General features: G+C 38.5%; 23 protein-coding genes and 1 pseudogene. 9 read left to right on the top strand and 15 right to left on the bottom strand.

Going from position 1 to position 22777, the window contains the following annotated elements; translation table 11 throughout:
• Positions 1–252: 252 nt before the first annotated feature.
• The 3 genes from V1500_RS07975 to V1500_RS07965 form a co-directional block, all read right to left on the bottom strand.
• Positions 253–663: a VOC family protein gene (locus V1500_RS07975; RefSeq protein WP_409305031.1), complete on the bottom strand. Its 411-nt coding sequence runs from the start codon at positions 661–663 to the stop codon at positions 253–255.
• A 401-nt stretch (positions 664–1064) separates the two neighbouring features.
• Complete coding sequence (locus tag V1500_RS07970) at positions 1065–2096, bottom strand: hypothetical protein (RefSeq protein ID WP_409305030.1); 1032 nt, start codon at positions 2094–2096, stop codon at positions 1065–1067.
• A gap of 774 nt (positions 2097–2870) precedes the next feature.
• The gene (locus V1500_RS07965; protein ID WP_409305029.1) at positions 2871–3368 is read right to left on the bottom strand and encodes an AAA family ATPase; all 498 of its coding nucleotides are present in this window, start codon (positions 3366–3368) and stop codon (positions 2871–2873) included.
• A 258-nt stretch (positions 3369–3626) separates the two neighbouring features.
• On the opposite strand from V1500_RS07965, the pseudogene V1500_RS07960 reads away from it, so the two are divergent.
• The 3 genes and pseudogenes from V1500_RS07960 to V1500_RS07950 all read left to right on the top strand — a co-directional run bounded on the left by V1500_RS07960 (position 3627) and on the right by V1500_RS07950 (position 6440).
• Positions 3627–4417: pseudogene (locus tag V1500_RS07960) on the top strand (Nif3-like dinuclear metal center hexameric protein).
• A 330-nt stretch (positions 4418–4747) separates the two neighbouring features.
• A complete protein-coding gene (locus V1500_RS07955; RefSeq protein ID WP_409305028.1) occupies positions 4748–5326 on the top strand; it encodes an RNA polymerase sigma factor in 579 nt (192 codons plus the stop codon).
• Complete coding sequence (locus tag V1500_RS07950; protein WP_409305027.1) at positions 5316–6440, top strand: DUF4179 domain-containing protein; 1125 nt, start codon at positions 5316–5318, stop codon at positions 6438–6440. Before V1500_RS07955 ends, V1500_RS07950 begins: the two co-directional genes overlap by 11 nt.
• A gap of 401 nt (positions 6441–6841) precedes the next feature.
• Here V1500_RS07950 and V1500_RS07945 read toward each other — a convergent pair whose 3' ends face one another.
• Both V1500_RS07945 and V1500_RS07940 read right to left on the bottom strand, forming a co-directional pair.
• Positions 6842–7036, bottom strand: a complete 195-nt coding sequence (locus V1500_RS07945) for a hypothetical protein (RefSeq protein WP_409305026.1) — start codon at positions 7034–7036, stop codon at positions 6842–6844.
• 137 nt (positions 7037–7173) lie between these two features.
• Entirely contained in the window at positions 7174–8388 is a 1215-nt protein-coding gene (locus V1500_RS07940; protein WP_409305025.1) for an aminotransferase class V-fold PLP-dependent enzyme, read from the bottom strand.
• An 809-nt stretch (positions 8389–9197) separates the two neighbouring features.
• On the opposite strand from V1500_RS07940, the gene V1500_RS07935 reads away from it, so the two are divergent.
• Positions 9198–9941, top strand: a complete 744-nt coding sequence (locus tag V1500_RS07935; RefSeq protein WP_409305024.1) for a glycosyltransferase — start codon at positions 9198–9200, stop codon at positions 9939–9941.
• A 126-nt stretch (positions 9942–10067) separates the two neighbouring features.
• On the opposite strand, the gene V1500_RS07930 is transcribed toward V1500_RS07935, so the two are convergent.
• The 3 genes from V1500_RS07930 to V1500_RS07920 form a co-directional block, all read right to left on the bottom strand.
• Complete coding sequence (locus tag V1500_RS07930; protein WP_409305023.1) at positions 10068–10388, bottom strand: hypothetical protein; 321 nt, start codon at positions 10386–10388, stop codon at positions 10068–10070.
• Between the two features lie 95 nt (positions 10389–10483).
• Entirely contained in the window at positions 10484–10864 is a 381-nt protein-coding gene (locus V1500_RS07925) for a hypothetical protein (protein WP_409305022.1), read from the bottom strand.
• 180 nt (positions 10865–11044) lie between these two features.
• Positions 11045–11590 carry a histidine phosphatase family protein gene (locus tag V1500_RS07920; protein WP_409305021.1) on the bottom strand — a complete coding sequence of 182 codons (546 nt, stop codon included), beginning with the start codon at positions 11588–11590 and terminating at the stop codon, positions 11045–11047.
• Positions 11591–11894: 304 nt separating this feature from the next.
• On the opposite strand from V1500_RS07920, the gene V1500_RS07915 reads away from it, so the two are divergent.
• A complete protein-coding gene (locus V1500_RS07915) occupies positions 11895–12266 on the top strand; it encodes a cyclic-phosphate processing receiver domain-containing protein (protein WP_409305020.1) in 372 nt (123 codons plus the stop codon).
• A 161-nt stretch (positions 12267–12427) separates the two neighbouring features.
• Here V1500_RS07915 and V1500_RS07910 read toward each other — a convergent pair whose 3' ends face one another.
• Together V1500_RS07910 and V1500_RS07905 are read right to left on the bottom strand one after the other, a co-directional pair.
• Positions 12428–12883 carry a GNAT family N-acetyltransferase gene (locus tag V1500_RS07910; RefSeq protein WP_409305019.1) on the bottom strand — a complete coding sequence of 152 codons (456 nt, stop codon included), beginning with the start codon at positions 12881–12883 and terminating at the stop codon, positions 12428–12430.
• A 431-nt stretch (positions 12884–13314) separates the two neighbouring features.
• Entirely contained in the window at positions 13315–14652 is a 1338-nt protein-coding gene (locus tag V1500_RS07905) for a TrkH family potassium uptake protein (RefSeq protein ID WP_409305018.1), read from the bottom strand.
• Between the two features lie 544 nt (positions 14653–15196).
• Here V1500_RS07905 and V1500_RS07900 point away from each other — a divergent pair.
• Positions 15197–15886 (top strand): DUF421 domain-containing protein, encoded by a 690-nt coding sequence (locus tag V1500_RS07900; protein ID WP_409305017.1) that lies wholly within the window; start codon positions 15197–15199, stop codon positions 15884–15886.
• A gap of 232 nt (positions 15887–16118) precedes the next feature.
• On the opposite strand, the gene V1500_RS07895 is transcribed toward V1500_RS07900, so the two are convergent.
• From V1500_RS07895 to V1500_RS07885, 3 genes are all read right to left on the bottom strand, one after another.
• A complete protein-coding gene (locus V1500_RS07895) occupies positions 16119–16301 on the bottom strand; it encodes a hypothetical protein (protein WP_409305016.1) in 183 nt (60 codons plus the stop codon).
• A gap of 180 nt (positions 16302–16481) precedes the next feature.
• Positions 16482–16856 (bottom strand): hypothetical protein, encoded by a 375-nt coding sequence (locus tag V1500_RS07890; RefSeq protein ID WP_409305015.1) that lies wholly within the window; start codon positions 16854–16856, stop codon positions 16482–16484.
• A gap of 290 nt (positions 16857–17146) precedes the next feature.
• Positions 17147–17605 (bottom strand): DinB family protein, encoded by a 459-nt coding sequence (locus V1500_RS07885; protein WP_409305014.1) that lies wholly within the window; start codon positions 17603–17605, stop codon positions 17147–17149.
• Between the two features lie 814 nt (positions 17606–18419).
• On the opposite strand from V1500_RS07885, the gene V1500_RS07880 reads away from it, so the two are divergent.
• Genes V1500_RS07880 through V1500_RS07870 form a run of 3 tightly spaced genes read left to right on the top strand, consistent with a single transcriptional unit; the run spans position 18420 to position 20276 of the window.
• The gene (locus V1500_RS07880; protein ID WP_409305013.1) at positions 18420–19202 is read left to right on the top strand and encodes a hypothetical protein; all 783 of its coding nucleotides are present in this window, start codon (positions 18420–18422) and stop codon (positions 19200–19202) included.
• Positions 19203–19673: a hypothetical protein gene (locus tag V1500_RS07875; protein ID WP_409305012.1), complete on the top strand. Its 471-nt coding sequence runs from the start codon at positions 19203–19205 to the stop codon at positions 19671–19673.
• Between the two features lie 39 nt (positions 19674–19712).
• A complete protein-coding gene (locus V1500_RS07870) occupies positions 19713–20276 on the top strand; it encodes a CBO0543 family protein (protein ID WP_409305011.1) in 564 nt (187 codons plus the stop codon).
• A gap of 674 nt (positions 20277–20950) precedes the next feature.
• Here V1500_RS07870 and V1500_RS07865 read toward each other — a convergent pair.
• Positions 20951–22225: an IS110 family transposase gene (locus tag V1500_RS07865; protein ID WP_409300507.1), complete on the bottom strand. Its 1275-nt coding sequence runs from the start codon at positions 22223–22225 to the stop codon at positions 20951–20953.
• Between the two features lie 311 nt (positions 22226–22536).
• A complete protein-coding gene (locus tag V1500_RS07860) occupies positions 22537–22695 on the bottom strand; it encodes a DUF1540 domain-containing protein (protein WP_409305010.1) in 159 nt (52 codons plus the stop codon).
• Between the last annotated feature and the right edge of the window lie 82 nt (positions 22696–22777).

Here is a 22777-nt window from a genome sequence, read left to right as displayed (position 1 = left end):
GTAATTTTCCTTTTTAATCTCGTCTTGAATATAGAATTCGGAGAATGAGCTCGAATAAGGACTACTGGCTACTATAGTTCTTTATTAAATATAGGGACAATTAGTAACAGATATATAAAGCCTGTATCGCAGCTTATCAATTAATCTACAATACAGGCCTTTTTAAAATGAACTAAATCCCCCGAATAGTAATGTAACTTTATTTACTTTCTGAGTTAAAACTCATCACATTGGCAAATCAGTTTTTCAGCCTTATGGCATTTTACTCATATCCATATATAACGCGTTCCACCGATGACCGTCTGGATCGGCAAAACCGCATCCGTACATCCAGCCATTCTTTTCGCCCGGCTTGCTGAATACAATGCCGCCGGCACGTTCAGCCTTCAAGGCAAACTCATCAACTTCATCCCTAGAGTTCGCCCCCAGAGAGAACAACACTTCAGTTCCTTGCCGCGAATTCGCCACAGCATTACCAGCAAAACCGCGGAATGCGGTTTCCGGAAAGAGCATTAAAACAACCTGATTGTCCCCAACAATAAAGCTGGATGCCCCGTCTTGACTCACATACTGCTCATTCAATCGAAAACCGAGCTGCGTATAAAAAGTCTTTGCCCGCTCTGGATCTCTGACTGGCAGGTTCAACCATAATTCTCTCGACATACCTAACAACCTCCTGATATAAAGATTCAGTGCATCACATACCCCTTTATAATTCAATGCTTTATATATTCAATGCTGAATATAATCTTCCCTTCTTATTAGGTAATAAAATCCTCATTCAATTATCCTGACCGTAAATGAAAATCAAAAAAGGCTGCTGTAGCAGCCCCGACTTATTTCACTAATGTCCTCGTTTGTTTAAGTGTAATCCTTCACAATCTTTTTTATACTTTAACTCTAATTTAATGTGCTGTTTTTCAGCGTCTGAATGGTTTGAAAAAGACACAAAAAGCTGGCCTAAGACGTAATTGAACAACCTTTAAGCCAGCTGCCAATTTTCATTACGATTTTGCAAGATTTATCCGGTAAAATACAGATTGTGTTTATGCAGACATTTTATATTATATGTCTTTTTTCTTTTTTTCTTCTGTTAATTTTCCAGGTTCAATAGATGCTGCTACTTCATCTGACATAATGGACGAACTTTTGAGCGGCTTCACGTTGTCTACAGCTATTGAATGGCTAGGCTGAGTAGGATTCGGGCTCTGCACATGAGAAAGATTATTCGTTATATCTCCTTCTTGAGCTATCCTTACATAGTCATCAACGTGAACCTGTTGTGCGGTATTGGCCAGGTTTGCATCCGGTCCGTGATAAGATAAGTTATTAGTAGGATCACCATCTGGTGCTGTCCTTACATAGCCATCAACTTGAACCAGATTGGCCATATTGGGCGGCTTTGCATCCGGTCCATGGTAAGATAAGTTGTTTGTAGGGTCGCCGTCTGGTGCTGTCCTTACATGTGCCTGTACATGCTGTAAATGAGTACCGTTCACTGTTCCCGTTTCAGACGACGGCAAAATGGTATCGGAAGCCGCCATTACATTCGAATGACCACTTGTGCCGACATGATTCCCGCCAGCCATCACATGTCCATCTGTAACTGCAGCATCAGGGGCAAAAAAATCGCCGCCAATATGCATCTTTAGAAATGGAAGGATAAATGAAATGATGATTAAAGGAGCGCTTCCCATTATGCCTAATGCAGTAGAGCTATTATAATTCTGTTGGTATAGCCAGACTAAGGTAGCCCTCAAAGCAAAGAATGCAATCAACGCCACTATGACCGCTTCAAGAAAGGCTGAAAAAGTAAAATTGATTGACAACCACCTGTAGGGGTTCGCGCTAATTTTGCCGATAACCAGACTCGCACCTCCATAGATAACGATACCAGCTACAAAAGGCCGCCAATTTTTTATGACAAATCCGATTCTCATGATAAATAGAACAATCATAATAATTAAAATAATCGGTGCTAACGGTGGAATAAGAGCCGATATACTGCCTAATATCAGCATGTACAATAGCATTGTTTTTAATAGTCTAAATGATGTGACCAAAAAGAACGCAACCATTCCTATTCCTGAAATCATCGGGTGAAAGTATCCCAAAAATAGAATCATAGGAAATAGAGTTACCGCAGTTCGGTGATGTGGTGAATCTTTTTGTATTTGTATCCAATCCTGCATATTATGTTTCCCTTCTAGGTTGCAATGTGCCATGAAAAATTATTTAAATATGTATATATTTTACTATGACTATAAACCCGAAGTAATAATAGCACTATTTGTTTTATGTGAACATAACTTTTTATGGCATTCATTCAGGTAAAATGTACCATAAACCTGTTTTCCTTTTTTATGCTTTACCTTCCAATGTGTGTCTTCCCCCTGATAAATCTATATTCGAATGAGCCCAATACCCGACAATATTGTGGACATATAGTTCCTGATTTCATCACCGTTCTTAGCGATGAAACCATTATTCCAAGCATTAAAATAACCATTTAAGACTTCCTGTATAATCTCCACTTCTAAACTCTCCATTAATATTCTAAATATATTAGTTCAATTAAATTTCAACAAAAGAGGCATAATTGCTCCTGAGGCAATCGTCTTTAATAACTAATTTAAGTAATTTCGTTCTTCAACTAACCTGCCACGTTAGCTCAATAAGAAAAAGCTGCAGAAAAGCAGCTGTGAACTTCAACTCTCGCCCCTGTCAGTTTAATTGTATCACTTAACAAAGGTACATTGATTTTAGCGTATATACATTGTAACTTTTCTTACTCACATTTCATTTTGTATCTTATAGAGAACTTCCCAGAACAAAAGGCACTCTATACACAAGAATCAGTGAACTCCTTGTTATTCTTTTCCGCTAAACTCTAAAATATTTAAACCCTCGGATGCCTTTGGTGCTTCAAAAAAACTAGTAACATGAATAAACACAGCTTCCGTATCAAAATCTGCTCTTTCGGGTTGTTCGTTACGCCTTTGTGCAATTTGGCGTAAGCATTGCTCGTCATTTAGATTAAGGAAAATTAGTTGATGGCCTGCATTGATCTCTGACGCGATATTCAACAACCACTTTCGCAGTTTTTGAGTGTTGCCTGGAAAATCCATCACGACATCTGTACCGACACTTAATATGTTTTGCACATGCTTTTTCACCAACGGTTTGAGCTGCGTTGAGAATTTGAGATAGTCATCAAATGATGCAATCTGATTGGGATAAAGAGATGAAAGCCATTCATCCTCAGACAATAATACCGCATGTTTATCTTTCGCCAACTGTTTTGATTTAGTTGATTTCCCAGCTCCCATTTTTCCACAGAAAAAATATAGCGTCCCCAATTGTTTCATATTTTTTTCCCCCACTCTTTAATTAGTTTAAACTTTTTACCTCGTTACATCCCATAGACATTCTCCCCTTAATAATATTTAGACGTTAAGATTTATATCAAATTTACTTATTCTACCAAATTCATTTATATTCCTTCTGCAACAAACCTGCCACTTTAGTTGAGTAAGTACCGAGCAGCCTCAAAAACTCCGGTCCTTACTCTCATTCTAAATAATGTAATGTACATTACTACAATCACACAATTTTAATTCCACATTATGTTAAAATTTCCAAAAGGAGTCGATATAAATATGAATTTGAAACTACTGGAATTAACTATCAGAGAACTATTTGGCAACGATTTATTAGAACAGTTTGCAGATGATTATGGCTTCACTAATACGACGAACAACTTAATTTCAAAAATTGGATATGCTACGAACCTTTCAATAGAGACGATCGAAAAGGCATATTTAAATAATATTGATCTGATGATAACTCACCACGATGCCTGGGATTTTATATACGGATTAAGTGATCAATGTGTAAAGAAATTAAAAGAATACAATATAAGTCATTTTTGGATACACGCTCCTTTGGATTTTGTTGACTTTGGTACGTGTACCTCGCTAATGAAAGTAATCGGTATAGATAATATTGTGAAGTATTCTGTATACGACAATGGTGATAGACCTGGAGTGGGCGAGTTTATCGATCCAATAAAATTTGACACTTTAGTAGAAAGAATGAGGAACGAATTGAATGAGCCCGTAAGAGCTTGGAAAAACAACCGGAAAAATGTTAAGAGGATTGGTGTCTTAACTGGTGCTGGTCATTCGTCAGATTATATTCAATTAGCTCTAAATGACGGGTGTGATACTTATATACGGGGGAGGCAACCTTATATTCTATTCAATACGCACAATTCGCAGGGATCAACCTTGTAGCGGGTAGTCATACTTTCACTGAACTATTCGGAGTAGAAAGTTTTGCCAAGAAACTGCAAGAACGACATAACGACATAGAAATAATCCAGTTAAAAGAGGAGCACTTCGAACTCAACCACTAATACTTGATAAAGGGCCAATTAAATTGGTCTTTTTCAATATGCAGTATTGGCGAGGAGACTATCTTGATATATTTCCCTTCTTCAACTACGTGCCCGTCTGTTCAATAAGAAAAGCAGCCATAAATGAAAGCTGGCCCGCACCCCTTTCCCTGTCAGCCGAACAGAGTTGAGGAATATAGACTTACTACTGACTAGATTTTGCATTATTTCACTCCGGTACTCTGATATTGGAATTATAGCCTTTCTGAAAAAATTTTTTTAAAAATGAAACCAAACTAGAGACTAAAAACGACTTATTACTAGAAACAAAGAAAATGGAGGTACCCCATTTTGAAAAATGATAGCAATTTGATGAACCGCATCCGCTTAGGGGATGAGATAGCATTCAGCCAACTGGTTGAGGAATTTTTAGCATCTGCCTATAAAACCGCCTATTTGGTTCTACGGTCGAAAGAAATGGCAGAGGATGCTGTTCAAACTGCATTGGAAGACTGCTATATAAGTATTATGCGAAATAAAGAGATACGAAATTTTAAAGCTTGGTTTTATCGTCTTGTTTATCTTCGATCCATCGATATCTATCGAAAAAACTCCCGTCAACAAACGGGCAATATTGACGAAAATCCCGAAGCATTAGCTGCGCTCAATTCTGCCTCCGCACAGCAGCAAGCCATCCAAAACGAGAATACTAAGGAGATGCTCGGGATGATTACCAGTTTAAACGAGGAGCAAAGCGTGCCGATGCTGCTTTACTATTATGAGGGATTTTCGGTAAAGGAGATCAGTCTGATCCTAAATGAGAATACAAATACAATTAAAACCCGACTTAGCCGTGGCAGGAAAAAGCTTGCCGAAATGATGCAAAAAAACAACGAATATCCTTTGGAGGTAAAAACCTATGGTGTCTAATAAAGAGAATATGGACAAGCACACCAATCTGGATCAGCTTCAAGTCCCAGTGTCTCTTGAAAACTTTACGAAAAAGCTGCCTCAACGTTATCAAAATGGTGAGTTTGATGACAGCCGCATCAATCAGGTTGACCGAGAATGGGAACAGCATGAAAAAAGAACGAGGAAACAGTGGAGTACAGTTAAAAAATCAGCTGCGACCGTGTTGGCTGCCTCAGCCTGTTTTCTATTACTCATTGGTTCCGGCTTTGTTTCGCCAACGATGGCAAAAATGGTCTCAAAGATTCCCCCGCTGAGTACTATTTATGATCGCTTTGATACACCAGTACAGCAGATTGAAAAGAACCTTAAAAAAGAAGGATTCCCGATTAAACAAGTGGTCGAACATGTAGGCGGCAGCAAGGAAGGTGTTTATATCTTTCTTGATGCTTCAAAAGAACAGGTAGAGGAAATGAAAGAAGGCGTTGAAAAAACTGCTTTCAACATAATTAACAGTAACCAATACGAGGGTACAGTTTATGAAGATTATTATGTGAAGGTAAAACAACATAAAGAGCCTTCGCAGGAATGGAAAGAAAAAGATGCCCGTTATCAAAAGGAATGGGATGAAATAGCACAAATAGTTGAGCCGATCCTCACATTTCACGATTACAAGCAATCATGGGGAGGCGGACAGAACACGGTTCACCTCGAATTCCCCAATACAGAAAGCCCCGAAAAAATTGCTGAAATTGAAAAAAACATAACCGATGCTTTGAAAGCAGCCGGTAAGGACAACGTAAAGATAGAACGCCGTATTTTTAACTTGGCAAAGGAACAGCAGTACCAGCGGTGGGGAAATGCGATTTCCGGTATAGGTAGCGAATTAAAAATGTACAAAAAATACAAAGTTTCTAGTGTCGGCTATAAGAGTCTAAAGGGAAAGATGATGCAAATCCACATTGGCATTAAACTCCCAAGTACCGACCCGAAAGCAGCAGTGCTGGCAGCTGATCTTCGAACCATGATTGAAGAGTTTATCCATACTGACGAGATCTGGAACCAAGTAAAGCAAGACGATGGCCATTATGAAATCATCATTAAGGGTAAGGATAAAAAAGTCATTACTGAATAAACGGAAAAAGATTAGGGACCAATTCTGTGAGTTGGTCTTTTTCTGTTGCATTCCAACATTTTACTTTTGCACCCATTAGTTTAAGTACAACTTCTCACATTATTGTAAATAAGATGCACAATCACTCTTGTTTGGTGAAAGGAATTATCTCCTTTAGCCCTCTTGGTGCAACTGTCAGTTGATAGTTGCTTTTTTGATGAATGTAAACAGAATGGCAATCGAGGTGAGTTACAAAACCAAGAGAGAAATTGAAGTAGCTACTAGAGTTGAAGTTCCACTACAAATCCCCTTGCTGGACGTCCTAGATCTCACGTATGCAGTATACAAGAAGATAATAGATGTAATAAGTCAGTAACCAATAACCTCGCTGGTGAGTCTTCACCAGCGAGAGAAATTTATTCTTATCTGCTTTGATTGTTCTGGTTTTGGTTGTTACGGTTTTGATTATTGTTTTGATTTTGACCTGTAACAGTGTTAACCACATTTTCTAATCCTTCACCAATGGAATTAAGAATACCACCTTGTTGATTGTCTTGTTGGTTATTATTTTGTCCATTGTTGTTCTGTTGGCGTTGGTTCTGATTTTGGTTTTCCATAATGATCACCTCCGAAACTCTATTATGTACAAAGAAGAAGAATTATAATCAGCCGAGTATAAAAAACATTTATGGAAATAAACATAAAAAAATGACCTCCTTAAGGAGATCAAAAATACATTTATATTGATAATAAGTTATTTCAGGTCTTGTATGGCCTGTAATACACGGTCGATTTCTTCCGGGGTGTTAAAAATCCCTGGAGTAATCCGAACGTATTCACTTCGATAAGGTGCGACTGTTGCTACTATTTTTTTTTCGTAAAGTTTCTGGACCGCTTGTTTTGAAGTTTGCCCTTTTACTTCGAAAGCAATGATTCCCGCCGATAACCGGTCCTCCATCGGTGTATGAAGGCAGACATGGTTCATCGATGCAAGGCCTTCTTTGGCTTGTCGGGTAAGTTCATGGACTCTGTTATATATACGATGCTTCCCGATTTTCTCCATGAATTCAAAGGCTTCTTTCAGTGCCCAGCGGTGTTCCATTGCATGAAATCCTCCAGGAGTCATTTGTTTTCCATCCATTTTTTCAGGGCGGGATTGCTTTTTAGAGACCTCATTCATGATTCTAAAACTAGGTATAACGGGATAAACGTGCTGCCACGCTTCAGATGTGGCTGCGATGAGTCCTGTTCCTCTAGGACCATATAGCCATTTGTGGCCACTGGTAATAAAGAAGTCACATCCCAGTTCTTCAAACGTCTCCTTTTCAATGCCGAAACCATGCACTCCGTCCACGATTAACAGAATCTTCTCGGACTCTTCCCGCTTCTCGTTAATCTTTAAGAGAGCGTCTGAAATTTTGGAGATGGGCATTTTTAAACCAGTATCTGAATGCACCCAGGTAATCCCAATGGCCTTCGTATTATCTCCTATTTGCTTTAGAACTTTATCCACTATTTCTTCTTCCGTAACAGAGGATAAATGGTCATATATAGGAATTTCTCTGTATGTAGCACTGGTCCTGTCTGTAGCTCTTTTTATTGCTTCCTGCTGAGAGTAATGGTTATGCTCACTAGAGAGGATTTCTTGACCCCTTTGTAAGTTAAGCCCTGTATAAATGATTCCAAGCCCCATAGTCGCACTATCGGTTAAAGCAATATGATTAGGATTTTCCATACCGAGATATTTAGATGCTTTTATACGGACGTCCTGAGCATAATCTTTCTCATTATTTTCAGTAAATTTTGTTGGGTTCTTGTCCAGCTCGCTCCTGTAACGTTCAATCGCCTTATGGATGTACATGGGGTGGGAGGAGATGAATTGAGAAGATCCTATATGGATAAGGTCCTTCTCCAAATTAAATTGTTCCCGTAAAGAACTCCAATCATAAGCCACTTTTTGATTGCTCACACCTATTCACTTCCTTATTGTACTTATTAAAATACCCAATCATAGGCAATTTGAATATTTTTAGTAAATTGTACGGACTTAATTCATAAAATAACTTAAATTGACTAATCGATTTGGGGAATGAGAACTATGACAAAATCTTTTATTCAGACTTATATCCGTTGCTACCACGCGAGATTTTTTCAAAAAAACTGTATGTATGTCCAATATTGCAGAGAGCAAATATGGAACAATAAAACATGAAATAAGAAAGTAACATAAAACATGTACTTACTAAGATAGGAATAAAGAGAGAACCTAAGCTATATGGATCTATTTTATCTCCTTTACTTTTCATATTTGATTCTCCTTTAATCTTTTATACATATCCATCAGCTAAAAGACGTATTAAGTTCTATAAAAATCAGTGCGTGCCCTGATTACAAGCATTGAATCAATACATAGGTAAATTGGAAGTAGATAATAAATCAATTTTTCGAGAAGAGAGTTGTTTTGGCAACTCTTTTTGAATCGTAATTCTGTTTATCAGAAGCAGAATTATCTAAATTCTTTCTTGAACTAACCTGCCCCTTTAGTGTAATAACGTTTGGCTCTGTTAAATTTAAATGTTGATAATAATAAAAAATAAGGGAAACCCTCATAAATTTGGGTTTCCTCTTGCTTATTATGGTACATATCTAACATTTTTATAAGAAACACCAAAGATGTACAAGCAATCCGTCACTTTTTTCATATTTTATATAACTGAGTGTTATTAGAATCAATCTTCTAAGCTGCCACTTTTTGAATTTGAATTAGATAAAGAAAGGGTGAGAAAATTGACTCAGGAAAATCGGAATAAGAAGTTTTCTATCATCATTCCTGCCCACAATGAAGAAAAATATATAGCAGGGTGTCTGGAATCCATCAAAGCTGCTTCAGAGCGGTATAAGGATCAGGTGGAAATTATTGTTGTGTTGAATCGGTGTACAGATCGGACGGAGGAAATCGCAAAATCCTATAATGCAATCACGATCAAAAATAAGGACAAAAATCTTTCAAAAATTAGAAACGCAGGAGCGAAGGTTGCCACTGGAGATATTCTGATTACGATAGATGCAGATACCAAAATGTCTAAGGGATTCCTATCTAAAGTGAATTTATTATTATCCAGCGGGTTGTTTATCGGTGGCGGGACGTCTGGGTTATTTGACCGTATGTCTTTGGGGATTCTAACATCTGTTGCTGCCATATCCATTCCAATGCTGATCAAGTATGGTTTGATTTCGGTTGGGATTTTCTGGTGCTATAGAAAAGATTTCGTGGCCATTAACGGATTCAATGAGGAATTGCTTATGGCCGAAGACGCTGATTTTGCCCATCGGCTGATGATGTGGGGGCTGGTAAATCGAAAGCTTTTCGGCATCATCCCTTTTGGCATGCTCACATCAAGCAGAAAGTTTGATAAATTCGGGGATTGGGTTATGGTCAAAAACCCTCGCTATATATGGTCTTATCTGAAGGGAACGGACAAGAAGCGGGCGGAAGAATTGTATTACGATTATGATCATTAAGCAGGCGAAAGGGCTGGCGGATATCCCCAGCCCTAAATAATAGGTCCTATAAAAAAAGGAGAAACCAGTAAAAATTGGTTAACCCTATAATACGGACGCACCGATAGTTGAATAAGACTATGTCAATTAAATTTTTTGTATATTTTTTTCGATAACAGTCTTATAAAATTCAATTTGATGAGGTACAAATTTATTCCTCCCTACATTCTCATCAATTAAAATTTCATTTCCATCTTTCTTTATTTCAATTCTTCCTATCTTAATTGTCTCTCTTTCACCAAACCACAGGTCAGCAAAATGGTGGAATTCAGCTTTCACAATGCCCGCAACTTCTTCTTCCTGAAGCGTAAAGTTATCAAAGGATTTTTTACTTTTATACAAAAATACGTTTGCTATTTCCTTATCTATAAAATCTTCTCTTATTACACAGTAGTCTATTATTCCCAAAGGTATTAATTACTGATAGGAAATATCAATCAACGCATCCGTTAGTGAAAAACAAAACGGCATTAATTCAGCAAAGACTGCAAAACATTAAAGCTTTAGTCTTTCTTTTTCCAAGTCATTAGATCGGAAAAAGCCAATCCAAATGATACACCTAAAGGAATACCAAAATCCCAAACATCCATTTCCGAGTGTCTAAAAAAATAATCAATAAGATATTGTGCAGCACTTAAAGAAATAAACCAAGTAATATATGTGAAAAGCCTTTTTCTTATTTGAATCCAATTTAAATTCTTTGTCTTCGCAATCACTAGAAAGATGGAGAACAAAACATATAAAAGAAGATAAATTACATATCCAATAATAAATTTAAAAGAAAGCGAAGTATCAATATCCTTATTAATTATAAATACGATAACTATGGTTCCTGCCAAAAATAAAATAAACAAAATTAAGTTTAACGGTATATATTTCTTCATCTTTTATCCTAGGCCTTTAAAGTTTCGATACCTTTCAATTATCACAAAAAATGAGTTATTTATGTCTTGGTAATTCGTTCCTTGTTCAACTAATCTGCCCCGTTAGCACAATAAGAAAAAACCTCAGCCCAGCAGCTCCGTTATTCCAAGAAGGATTATCCAATTAATTTATTATTGTTTCTATCTCCATATCCGTTCCATATGTACTTCATTTTTGATTAGTATTAATTGAAAAACATCAGGATTACTTAAATTATTCCAACCGTCAAATCCAAACTTATCATTATAATGGTTTAGCAGCAGCGACATTATGTTCCCGTGAGTAACGATTAATGTGTTTTCTATCTTACTTTTAAAAACATCATCCACGACATTTAATATTCGGTTTGCTGCTTCATTACTTGACTCTCCCCCTTCGAACTTTAAATGCTTATGTTTAAATGTGTCTTTAAGTTTTCCGTACCAATCGGGTAAGTCTGTTGTAGAAAGAATTCTTTCTGACAGACGCTCATCAATTTCTATTTTTACGTTTTTGTTGTTACTTAAAGGTTCTACCGACTCAATAGCACGTAAAAATGGACTTGAAATTATTCGTTCAATATTCTTATTGGAGAAAAATTCAACCAAATATCGCGACTGCTTTAGTCCTTCTTCTGTTAGGGGTGATTCTGAAGGTTGTCCCACTGCTTTACAATGTCTAACAACATAAATGATCTTTTTTATCATACAAAGAACCTCCAGTTAAATGATATAAATGGAGTTCGACTAAATGTTTAATAATCCTTCTTCAGCTAACCTGCCCCGTTATTTGAAGAAGAAAAAGCCTTACTCCTTATTGAAGTAAAGCACTCTTTAGTTTAATAAGCAGGCAAAGCCTATGATTTTAAAAGTTAGTTTTTTTTTAGCTTTTTAAGTTAAATATGTCCTCGGTGTTTCAATGTTGTGTTAGACTTTATATATAAAACTATTTTATCCAAGGAATATCCGACTTTTCTTAGTCATCCCTTGTATGAGGGAAGGAGTATAAGAAATGGAGACAATTAGCGTTTTCCTGGATGACTATCGCAAAGCACCTGACGGTTATGTGTTAGCCGAGACCATTGATGAGTGTGTAGAGCTGCTGAAAAACTTCGATATTAATCATCTCTCTTTGGATCACGATTTATTAAATAAAACAAGAAATGGTTTTATGCTTGTTCAAAAAATGATTAAGGAAAAACTATTCGCAAAACGCATAACTATTCATTCTGCCAATTCCGTTGGCGGTAAAGCTATGTATAACTGTTTAAAACAAGCACAACACGACTTTATAATGCCCCCCAGCATTATTGTATCCTTAAGACCACTGCCGCTCAATTTCTTCCCGCCAAAGGTTCTTCAACATTATTATGAAATTCGGTAAAAGTTATAATTTTTTAAGAAAGAGCTTTGGAAATCATCGTATAACCAGAGCTTATTTTTATTTCTTATTACACTACCTGCACCGTTTGTTCAATAAGAAATTCAAAAATAAAGGCCGTTAATCCTGCTGGATCAACGCAACCGTTAACACATAAGTCTAATTTAAGTACACACCCATTCATAGATACATTTTTCCTTTTCTCCTCGTTGATGCATATCATTGTCTTCTGGGATATCAACGATTTCTAAAAGATTAGCTCCGATATATTCACAAGTTTTTCTTGAAGCGATGTTATCTGGATTACAAGTAATAAACAGTTTTTCCATTTTTTGAGTCTGTGCCACTTTCCTCAAAAGCAATACAGATTTTGCAGCATAGTGATTACCTCTATATTCCTCATTTACTGAATAACCAATATGACCACCATAATATAAGTTTTCAGTGTATCCAATTCTTATATCTATCTTACCAATAGGTTTGAGCGAACCACTTAAACAAATGTTGAAATGATAAGCTGGAACCCAGTTCTTTCCCTTGTTTCCTGGTACTGTTTTTTCAAGATATAAATCAATTTCCTCTCCTCTAATAATATCAAAATCCAAAAATTCGAATTCCACTATTCTCCCCCCTAATATACCTCTACTCATTCCACTAAACTGCCCCTTTAGCTAAAAACAAAAAAGCTGCATTATCTAGAAGCACGATTAGAGTGTTTATTTTTGAGTTAATAATTTTGCCATCTCTACTTTTTTCGCAAACGTAATATAACATACATAATTAATCCAGCCATTAATACAACTATCATAATTGGCAAAAAAGCAGTTATTGGCGAATAAAAGGTGGATGTTTCAGTGACTGGCAATTGCAACCCCCTTTTGGACGTTAAAAAGATGAATCAATGGTCCTGCGATAAATTATACCGTATTTTGGAAAGTAGTATCATTTTAAATTACAGCTTTGACGCTATGCTTAATCCAAAACGGCCAAGGCCTATAACAGCAAATGATACTTCGAATGCCAATTCCATCACTTTCCTGACGTGTTCTGGTTATCCAATCATGATCTTTCCTTTTGGATGCTTATATGGATCAGGTTTTCTTCTTGCAGATACCGCAAAGGCAACCGTCAAGGGTCCGAGCCTTCCCATGAACATGGTGAAAATGATGATGACTTTCCCGATTGGCGTAAGCAGTGGCGTCAAGCCGAGCGATAATCCAACCGTTCCAAAGGCGGAGGTTGCTTCGAAAAGATAGAAGATGAAATTATGGCCCGTCTGTGTCATCGTCAATAGCATAGTAACGAGTATGACCAGAAACATGGCGGACATTGCTACCGTTATGGCTTTCAGGATGGTTTCGATGACGACTCTGCGCTTGAACATCACCACATCCTCTTTCCCTTTGATCTGGGACCAGACAGTGGCTGCAAGGGTGGCCAAGGTGGTAATCTTGATTCCACCCGCCGTTGAGCCTGGTCCAGCACCGACGAACATCAGGAAGATAGTCAAGAATAATGTCGACTGGGTCAAATCGACGAGGTTCAGTGTGTTGGCTCCGGCGGTCCTTGGTGTAACAGCCTGGAACAGGGAGCCCAGCACTTTCCCCAGGTACGAAAGGTGCCCGAGCGTCTTTTCGTTTCCATATTCAAACAGGAATATAAGCAGTGTTGCACCAAGTGTCAGAATCAGGGTAGTCACCAGGACAATCTTTGTATGTACGGACAATCGATTGGTGTCATGGTATTCATACAGTTCATTCATGACAATGAAACCTAGCCCCCCCAGCGTAATGAGGGCACAGACGGTCAGTACGACAGTCGGATCTTCCACATATGGAGTCAGGCTCCTGTATTCACCCATCAAATCAAACCCCGCGTTGTTGAAATTAGATATTGAATGGAAGATTCCATAATAGATGGCCCTGCCCACAGGCATATCGAAGGAAAAGCGAATGGCAAGGATGGCCGCACCAACCAATTCGATAACAGACGTAAATATAAGGACTCTTTTTACCAGTCGGACAATCCCTGCAAAAGACGTATTATTCAGTGCTTCCTGAAGCAGGAGCCTTTCCCGCAAGGAAATCCGTTTCCCCAGCAAGAAAAAGAAAAAAGTCGCAAACGTCATGAAGCCGAGGCCGCCAACCTGGATTAGGGACAAGATCGTCAACTCCCCGAACTTGGTGAATGTATCACCCGTATCTACCACCACAAGCCCTGTAACACATGTGGCGGAAGTGGCGGTGAACAGGGCATTCAGGAATGAAAGCCCATTCCCATCTTCCGTGGCGATAGGAAGCATCAATAAACAAGCTCCCAATAAGATCAAAGCTGCAAATCCCATTACAAGTATCTTAGGGGGATCCAAAGAAGGTTTCTTGGTATTCATCTTTTTTTCTCCAGTCATTAATCTTAGGGTTTAACTTTAGCCTTACTTTATTTCTTAATTGTTCACCTAATAGGTTACACATGATTTTATTTGTTTGTAAACCCATTTTATAAAGAATTAAAACATCTGCACAGTAGCCAGAAAAAATCTATGAATACTTTATCATTCCACTTTAGTCATACTCTATGAAGATAAAATAAAAAGCCTAACAAAATTGTTAGGGTAAATAGTGCGTGATTACTTGCATGACAAAAATATGCTTCTTTTTCATCTTCTTGTATGTTCCTGTGCTTTTCTTGCGGCAAACCACTATCGGACAAGGTTGGTTGGAAAGGATAAAAATATCTAACCATCCTAACTTAAAAAGTGCAGAAAGATTGATGCTTTGGGCACGCTATTATAAGAGAATCTGGAGAGGAGGGCATTGTAATATGTGTTTACTGCTAAATCCTGGTTTAAAATTTTGTATATCTGCTGGACTATATTTTTTGGATGTTGTAATGCTCAAATCATACAGAAACCCTACGTTAAAGGAATGGAATATATGACGGAATGGTTAGATACTCTGCCATCGTTGCCTTATCCCCTTAAAGCATTACTGATTGTGTCAGCCGGGATTGCTTTTCTGCGACTGGCTGGCAAACGTTCCCTAATGGAGATGACTGTTGCGGAAGCGGTACTTCGTATTTCTGTCGGTACTGTCATCATATCTCCTCTCGCAATGAAAAAGGAATGGGGGGCATTGTACGGTGGTGCCTTACTCATCCTCGGCATCCTGCTATTCACCTGGACCATGCAGAAATATCCGCGTGCCAGGAATCTTATCATTGGTCCGCCGTCGGTGGTAGTGAAAGACGGCAAATTGTTGATGAACGAAATCAAGAAAGCAAGACTTACAGCGGATGAAGTGGAGGTAGCAATCCGACAGAGTGGAATCTCCAGCCTGGAAGATGTTGAGTTATGCATTTTTGAGAGCAGCGGACGTTACTCTACATCTGTTAAACCATTAAAGAAAGCGGCAGCTGTAGAGGATATTCAAAAGGTGGCCAAAGAAGTAAAACAGCTCCAAAAAGACATACAGCAGATCTTATCGTTGCTAGGACAAAAAAATCAAATTCCGGACAAAAGTTCTAAGCAACAATCACCCCCAAAAACAGGGTCGCTGTTTAAGGAAGCATATGACGAAGCAAAGGGGGATGGCTTTGCGGGGAGCGGGAAAGATAATCAAAAGTGATGAGTCAGCAGTTGCATATGCTGACTCATTTTTTTGTCATCGATGCTTATATTCTTCTGAAAACTAGCCTCTATTGTGTTTTTTGCCAAATGAAGGACCCAATAGGTCCTTATGCTATTCCCTTCTTCAACTAAAGCCCCTTATAGTTTAAGTGCATTTTTAGCAAGCTGGAGCTTCGCTAGTAGTCTAAATAACAACAAAGCTGACTTCATTACCAGCAAACTGAATAAGATTAGTTTGAACACGCTCTTACTAATAGAACGAAGCCTACTACAATTAAGACAGAAAATACATTGACGAAACAACCGCTACTTGGTGCTCCAGTATTAGCTTGAGACCAAGCACTGTTTAATGCAACTCCAGGCTGTTTCAGTAGTTCTTTTGCTTTCAATCGTTCTCTTTCTTCCTCGGACATATTTTCTCCCACCCTAGGTTGTGCTTTATATTTTATACGTTCTGGAACGGGAGTAGTTTCGCATTTCTAGAAGTATCCTGCTCCTTTAGTTGAAGAAGAAAAAGCCTTACTCCTTATTGAAGTAAAGCCGCCTTTAGTTTAAGTGTAATTGTTCACAAACTTATTAATTAAATAGTACATCTATTTTTTTTCAATCGCCATACGCAAGCTCGAGATAACTCCAATAAGCAATACTAACGAACAAACCATTTTTTCAAAAGGTGTTCCAAACAATTGTTGTATAAATCCAAAAGACCAAAGTACAACAAAAAACCAACAGATAACGGTTATTCCTCTTTTGTATTTATATAGTTTAATTCCACCAACAATCAACGTAAAAACTACTCCAATAATTGAAATAACGATATTTACAACAGATATTGGTAGCTGTTCAGCGAATGATTCAGACCTTCCACCGTTAACCCATGTGAATGGAATACTTTCGCTTATAATAAGAAAGTGGATTAATATAGTCAAAGAGTAAAAAATGATTCCCATAAATACAGCAGTTCTCATATTAATTTTCCTGAGTTTTTCTAAAATAAAATCACCTCATTTTTCTTCCTGTGCTCAATTTTATTAATCCAGTAATATACTATTCCTATATCTCTTACCATCTGACAGGTAACTGAAAGTAATATTTCGAAAAGTTATCAAAAATCACCATTATCTTAAACCGAGCAAAAAGCATCGGCTAGGTATTCTTGTTGAACTAAACTGCCCCTTTAGCGAAATAAGAAAAGCTGCCTAAAAAGCAGCTTCTGATCTCGCTCTTGCCCCCGTTAGTCAAAGGCACCGTATCAATATTAGGCATTATTTTTCATAAGGATTTGGTTGTTAATATGATGTTCCATATGTTTAAGATAATCTTTTACGAGCCACTCTAATGTTTTTTGTTGATTATTTCCTATATCACAAAGATTTGATAATCTCTCTTTTGGAACATTCGATATAATATTTATGATTTGCTTATTTAATGCTAAAAAAAGGTTTAATATCTCATCAATTGGTTTTTCTTGATAGTTCTGTAGGATTACCCATTGGTTTTGATTATATGATTGGATAACAAATGGTTGTTGTTCGTACTGAATTTTTATAAACCTATGAATATTATTTGTTGCAGAGTCGCATAGATGTCCTAAAATCTCTTTTTTTGACCATTTATTTGGTAATGGTCGATTTGCTATTTCTGTTTCTGACATTGAGTTATATACCTTCGGTAATGTTTGTATCCATTGGTTTATTGCATTAATTATATCCTCCACATGCCTTCACCCCTTCAATATGTATCTAAAAAACAAATTCGTCTAAAACCATTAATATCCCTTCTTAAACTATACTGCCCCGTTAGCTCAATAAGAAAAGCCACCTTCTTCGGTGGCTCTGCATGTTAACAAATGCAAATCAGTAATTTCTTCACTGCATTAACGAACCAATTATTACTACTAGAATAGTTAATGATATGAATCCTGCAACCAATGTCTCGCAATGGTTTAGGTAGCTTGCCTAAATCCATATCATCAGGGGCCCCTTCGATCGTTTTCATATGTTTTATAACGTCGTTAAACGGTTTTTTTATTATTATCTATAGCAATAGCTCCCTATATCAAAATCCCCAAAAGTCGCATTGTACCTCGTTCGATTGCCGCCGTATAAACTATCCAATGTTGCTCTACTTGTAAATTCAATATCTATATAACAATTTCCTTCTTCCCCTAACCTGTCCCTTTAGTAGAACAGGAAAAGCTGTCTAAATGACGCTCCGTTCACAACTCAAGCACCCGTTATTTCATAAAGATTTCTTTGTGTTACCGGGTGAACTAAGTGTAAAAAAATCTGTTTCGCAGCTCCGTTCATCATGGGTTCCTTGAAAAGGAGTGCTGTTCTTTGGTTTTGACTGCTTGATAGAAATCACCTCTTTTTATGCAGTCACATACTTAATTTACATATCATGTTTAATTTTGGGAAACATGTACCTATACAACAACAATGAATGGCCTTCTCACTTTATGCCTTTTTAATTCCTACATCCAGCGAGCTACATGAATTCTTAGGTCAAAGTTGATAACGGGGTGAACCATGGCAGCGAGAAAAACAAGTACACGACTTCCCCGAGACTATTTGGGGCTTCTTGATACGCCTGTGCTACATTTAAGAAATCCGTATCTGATTGCTTGGTGGTCAGTGGCATTCCCAGGTTTTGGACACCTACTCTTAGGAAAGTATTTTCGAGGTCTTGTCTTAGTTATGTGGGAATTTTTCATCAATCAATATTCGAAAGTGAATGCAGGCATGGTTTATTCATTCATGGGAGATATAGAGACAGCAAAAGAAGTGATCGATGTTAAACTATTGCTTCTGTATATGCCCGTATATTTCTTTGGGATATGGGACAGTTACCGTACAGCTGTAGATTTGAATGATGAATTCAAACTGAGCGAACGGGAGAATTCTCCAATCAGGAAATATACAATAGAGTCCATTGGGATCAATTATCTGGATAAACGCAGCCCTGTGATTGCCATTCTATGGTCACTGGGTGTTCCAAGTTTAGGCCAGATTTATCAGCACAGGCTATTACAAGGTTTTTTTACACTGATCTGGACCATCATCGTGGTCTACTATTCGCATTTCATGGAAGCGTTGGTCTATTTGATACAGGGCGATATAGAAAGGTCTACCAACGTATTGGATATGCAGTGGCTGCTCTTCCTCCCTTCTTTCTATTTCTATACGGTATATGATGCTTACATCAACACTGTTGAAATTAATAAGTTATTTGACAAAGAGCAGAGCACCTTTCTTACGAAAAACTTTCAGGATCTCGACTTCAAAATTTTAAAAGGGAAGGTGGTGGAGTAAGTGCAAATCTATGCCACATTCGAACATTCCCGAAAGCTCGAACTTGGAATTGCGAAATTACAGAGCAACGGGATTAGCGATATCTTTGCGGTGCCTCTAAAACGTATAAAAGATGGACCTAAGATCATCGATTCCATCGATCATTCAGATGGCCGTTCCTTATTGGACAAGGGATTTGTACTGGCCACCGTTTTTTCAACAATCTTAGCAAGCAAAGGTTTTGAGTGGGATTTGGGACCTATATACTGGGGATTGATTGGAGGAGCAGGTGGCTTCATTCTCGGTCTGCTCATTGAACTAGGTGAGTACAGATGGCAAAACAAAGATAAACTCGTTAACGTTTTGAAAAACAACAAATACTCTGAGGTCATCCTCATTGTTACTTGTGACAAAAATCAGGCTGACACGGTATCAAATATACTTAAAGAACATCTGGCATTATCTTTGGCGAAAGTAGAATGTAATCCTTGAGGACTTGCAGCAGCAGACGTCACAATCACGAGGTATTTCATGATATATAACATAGTCCCTTACGAACATGTGCAACGTGCCAGGGAAATGTATGCCCGCATGTCTCAGGAGCACTGGCATCAAGATGACCTTTTTAGTCCACAGTGGTGGTTTTTATTAACAACTACCATCGCCCTTGTGTTTGTCTGGTGGAAAATGGTTGATAAAGAGCGTGACCATTTCTTGGAAATATTCAGCTATGGCATGTTATGCAGTGTAGCCGCGTGCTTACTTGATACAGCGGGGGTGGAATTCAGCCTTTGGACGTATCCAGACAAACTGGTTAATATGATTCCTCCCCTGATACCAGCAGATGTCATAGTCATACCGATTTCCGCGATGCTTCTATACCAATACTTCAAAACCCCCATTTCGTTTATGCTTGGTTCCATAGCTCTGGCAGCCATTTTTGCTTATGTAGTAGAGCCTTTATTCGATAAATTTGAGCTTTTTGAGTTGTATCATTGGAAACATACATATTCGTTTGGAGGATTCATCGCATTTTTTTTAGGAATTCGATTACTGTTGAGGCAAATTCTTCACAGTCTTTACATTCAAAAGTGAACATGGAAGCTGGCCCTATACATACTGTTCTGGACTATGTTTATTGTTTGAATGGATGGCGAGGAAAACGGTATTATTCTATTATCATGGCTGGAAGCAATATTCTCCCATCGCCTATCCCGTCCTTTTTTTCTTACTTTTATTGAATCTCTGGGTAATCCGGAAGTTGCCCGCAAACCCAAAGTGAGAAATGGTTCCTAATAAGGTTTGAACGCATTTTGATATTCCCTTTTTACACATCTTTCAACTAGCATTCTTCAACTCCCTCAGTATGATTCGATTTTCTCCCAAATGCTCGCTCATTCGCAGGATTTCAAACTCCTTGGTCTTAGGTCACCTTTTGTTCGAAGTAAGTTTGGGCCAACTTGGCTACGTGAAGGCATGGTTAAATAAAGGAGTTGGAAAACCACTCCATAATTTGCCATATGATGTACTACTCCACGCCGCCCCTGGAGGCTTTCCCTCCCATGTCTCAACGGGTCTAAGTTGCCCTGTCATTCCTTCGTCATGCCTTTCCAAGGGGTGGAGGCCAGTTATGCTAACCTAATGGGTCCGTGCCCTTTTGTTGAAGAAATCTGGTGCTCCGTACATATTTGAAATCCTGCGAATGAGCCAACATTTGAAAATCTATTGCTTGGTTTAGGTGTGTTCTCTCCGAGAACGTAAGAGTTGTATTACGCTGCGATGTCTTTTATGGGCTGCACTTTATGGGCATAATACACTTCGTTCTTACGTGCTATTCCAACAAAGATCCTGGCCAGCTTGCCAATCAATTTCATGATGGATTTCATTTTTTTCATTTTCTTCACTTTGACATTATGGGCATGTATCGCCTTAAATTCTGGATTGTTCATCACAAGGCTCATAGTGGCTAAGTAAAGGAAACGCCGCAGCCTTGACCTTCCACGCTTGGATATGACGGTCTGGCCTTTCCACTTTCCCGAACTCGCTTCCACCAGGTGGAGTCCCGCATGGCGAAGCAGTGAGTTGCCATGCGAGAAACCACTTAAATCCCCAGCTTCACCCAGGATGCCAGCCAGGGAGATCTCGCTAATCCCTTTAATCATAAGCAGCTTTCTTGCGAAAGGAATCGAGTCCAATACCTCCTTGACGGCCTGTTCCACCCTATCCATTTGTTGGACCGCAAGATCATATTCCTCCAATAATTGCTCAAGGTGGAATCTATAAGCACTAAGGGCCTGCCTTGTACCAACAGAGTTCATGGCCACCTGGACAAGCAATTGGGCTTTCTTCATTCCAGGCTGCCTCTTCATGACGGATCTCCACCCCATGACGATCTGTTCCGGCGTCATGGAACGCAGTTCCATCGGCAATGGGAATAGCCTGAGGGTAGCGATCGCTCCCTTGGCCGTTATATCTTTAAATACCTGCCTGAGTTCAGGAAAAACGATGTCCACCCAACGGTTTAATTGATTAATAGAGCTGACCAGCCGTTTGACAATCACATCCCTGTTCGACATTAGCACCCTGAGTTGCTCAAATGATTCCGAAGTGTTTCTCACAAAAGCATAATATCCGTTCTTCACCATATCAGCTATTACAAGGGCATCTTTCCTGTCACTCTTTGATTGGGTATTATCTCGGTTTTCCTTGTTCCTCTTCACTAAATGCGGATTCACGGTTACTACTTCGATATCTTGTTTCATCAGCCATTTGGAAAGGTTGATCCAGTAATGGCCCGTAGGTTCCATACCGACTGTAGCCGCCTCGAGTTTATGTATTCTTTTAATCTCGTGTATCCAGTTTAATAATATCGAAAATCCACCTTCATTATTTTCAAAGGTGATGGGTTCTCCCACTATAATCCCACGATAGTTCACGGCTCTCGCTACGTGAAAGTGTTGTGCAATATCCACGCCAATAATCAGATGCTTATCAGTAATTCTTTCTATTAGTTGATTTTGTTTGTCCTGCATTTTAAACTTCATATAAGGGGTTCCTCCTAAGATGTTGAGTTTGAGTCGAGTCTTACTCATCTATCTTACTGAGGGCCCCTATTTTTATCAAAGTTCAAAATAACGATCTACAGGAATGCTAACCTGCCCGGTAGTTGAACAAGAATGAATTATATATAGAAGTGTAGCGATCTGAATAGTGGTGCTAATTAAGTTCCCAGTCAAGGGGACTGTCCTCATTTCGCAGGCAAAGGAAACCAGTATCACTGTACCGATGGCGGACTGTCCTATTCCCTGAATTAAAAAACCGGGCGGCATCAGCCGTCCGGTCCATGCTGTATCGATTATTGTTTGCGAGGTTCAAAGGTTTTACAAGCTGTATCCGCCACACTGTCAGCATCATTGTTATGAAGGCCGACGACAAAAATAGAGTCGGCAGCACATTGATTCCCCTCGGCCCAGTACGTACAATTCTCTACGTTGCACAAAACTTCGAGTTTCATAAAATGTCTCCTCCTCTTTATCGTTTAGTAACATATCCCCGTTTTTAGATATGGATAAACTCAATAATGCAGTCCCCTAACC

This window comes from Peribacillus sedimenti (assembly GCF_046237635.1).
Classification (GTDB): Bacteria; Bacillota; Bacilli; order Bacillales; family DSM-1321; genus Peribacillus; species Peribacillus sedimenti.
The sequence above is the reverse complement of the archived record's forward strand: the minus strand, read 5'-3'. Positions and strand labels throughout refer to the sequence as shown.

Excerpts from the sequence above, each read along its gene's own strand:
- V1500_RS07975 (WP_409305031.1), bottom strand. The coding sequence starts at position 663 with ATGTCGAGAGAATTATGGTTGAACCTGCCAGTCAGAGATCCAGAGCGG.
- V1500_RS07970 (WP_409305030.1), bottom strand. The coding sequence starts at position 2,096 with ATGATTTCAGGAATAGGAATGGTTGCGTTCTTTTTGGTCACATCATTT.
- V1500_RS07965 (WP_409305029.1), bottom strand. The coding sequence starts at position 3,368 with ATGAAACAATTGGGGACGCTATATTTTTTCTGTGGAAAAATGGGAGCT.
- V1500_RS07950 (WP_409305027.1), top strand. The coding sequence starts at position 5,316 with ATGGTGTCTAATAAAGAGAATATGGACAAGCACACCAATCTGGATCAG.
- V1500_RS07945 (WP_409305026.1), bottom strand. The coding sequence starts at position 7,036 with ATGGAAAACCAAAATCAGAACCAACGCCAACAGAACAACAATGGACAA.
- V1500_RS07925 (WP_409305022.1), bottom strand. The coding sequence starts at position 10,864 with ATGAAGAAATATATACCGTTAAACTTAATTTTGTTTATTTTATTTTTG.
- V1500_RS07920 (WP_409305021.1), bottom strand. The coding sequence starts at position 11,590 with ATGATAAAAAAGATCATTTATGTTGTTAGACATTGTAAAGCAGTGGGA.
- V1500_RS07915 (WP_409305020.1), top strand. The coding sequence starts at position 11,895 with ATGGAGACAATTAGCGTTTTCCTGGATGACTATCGCAAAGCACCTGAC.
- V1500_RS07905 (WP_409305018.1), bottom strand. The coding sequence starts at position 14,652 with ATGAATACCAAGAAACCTTCTTTGGATCCCCCTAAGATACTTGTAATG.
- V1500_RS07900 (WP_409305017.1), top strand. The coding sequence starts at position 15,197 with ATGACGGAATGGTTAGATACTCTGCCATCGTTGCCTTATCCCCTTAAA.
- V1500_RS07895 (WP_409305016.1), bottom strand. The coding sequence starts at position 16,301 with ATGTCCGAGGAAGAAAGAGAACGATTGAAAGCAAAAGAACTACTGAAA.
- V1500_RS07890 (WP_409305015.1), bottom strand. The coding sequence starts at position 16,856 with ATGAGAACTGCTGTATTTATGGGAATCATTTTTTACTCTTTGACTATA.
- V1500_RS07880 (WP_409305013.1), top strand. The coding sequence starts at position 18,420 with ATGGCAGCGAGAAAAACAAGTACACGACTTCCCCGAGACTATTTGGGG.
- V1500_RS07870 (WP_409305011.1), top strand. The coding sequence starts at position 19,713 with ATGATATATAACATAGTCCCTTACGAACATGTGCAACGTGCCAGGGAA.
- V1500_RS07865 (WP_409300507.1), bottom strand. The coding sequence starts at position 22,225 with ATGAAGTTTAAAATGCAGGACAAACAAAATCAACTAATAGAAAGAATT.
- V1500_RS07860 (WP_409305010.1), bottom strand. The coding sequence starts at position 22,695 with ATGAAACTCGAAGTTTTGTGCAACGTAGAGAATTGTACGTACTGGGCC.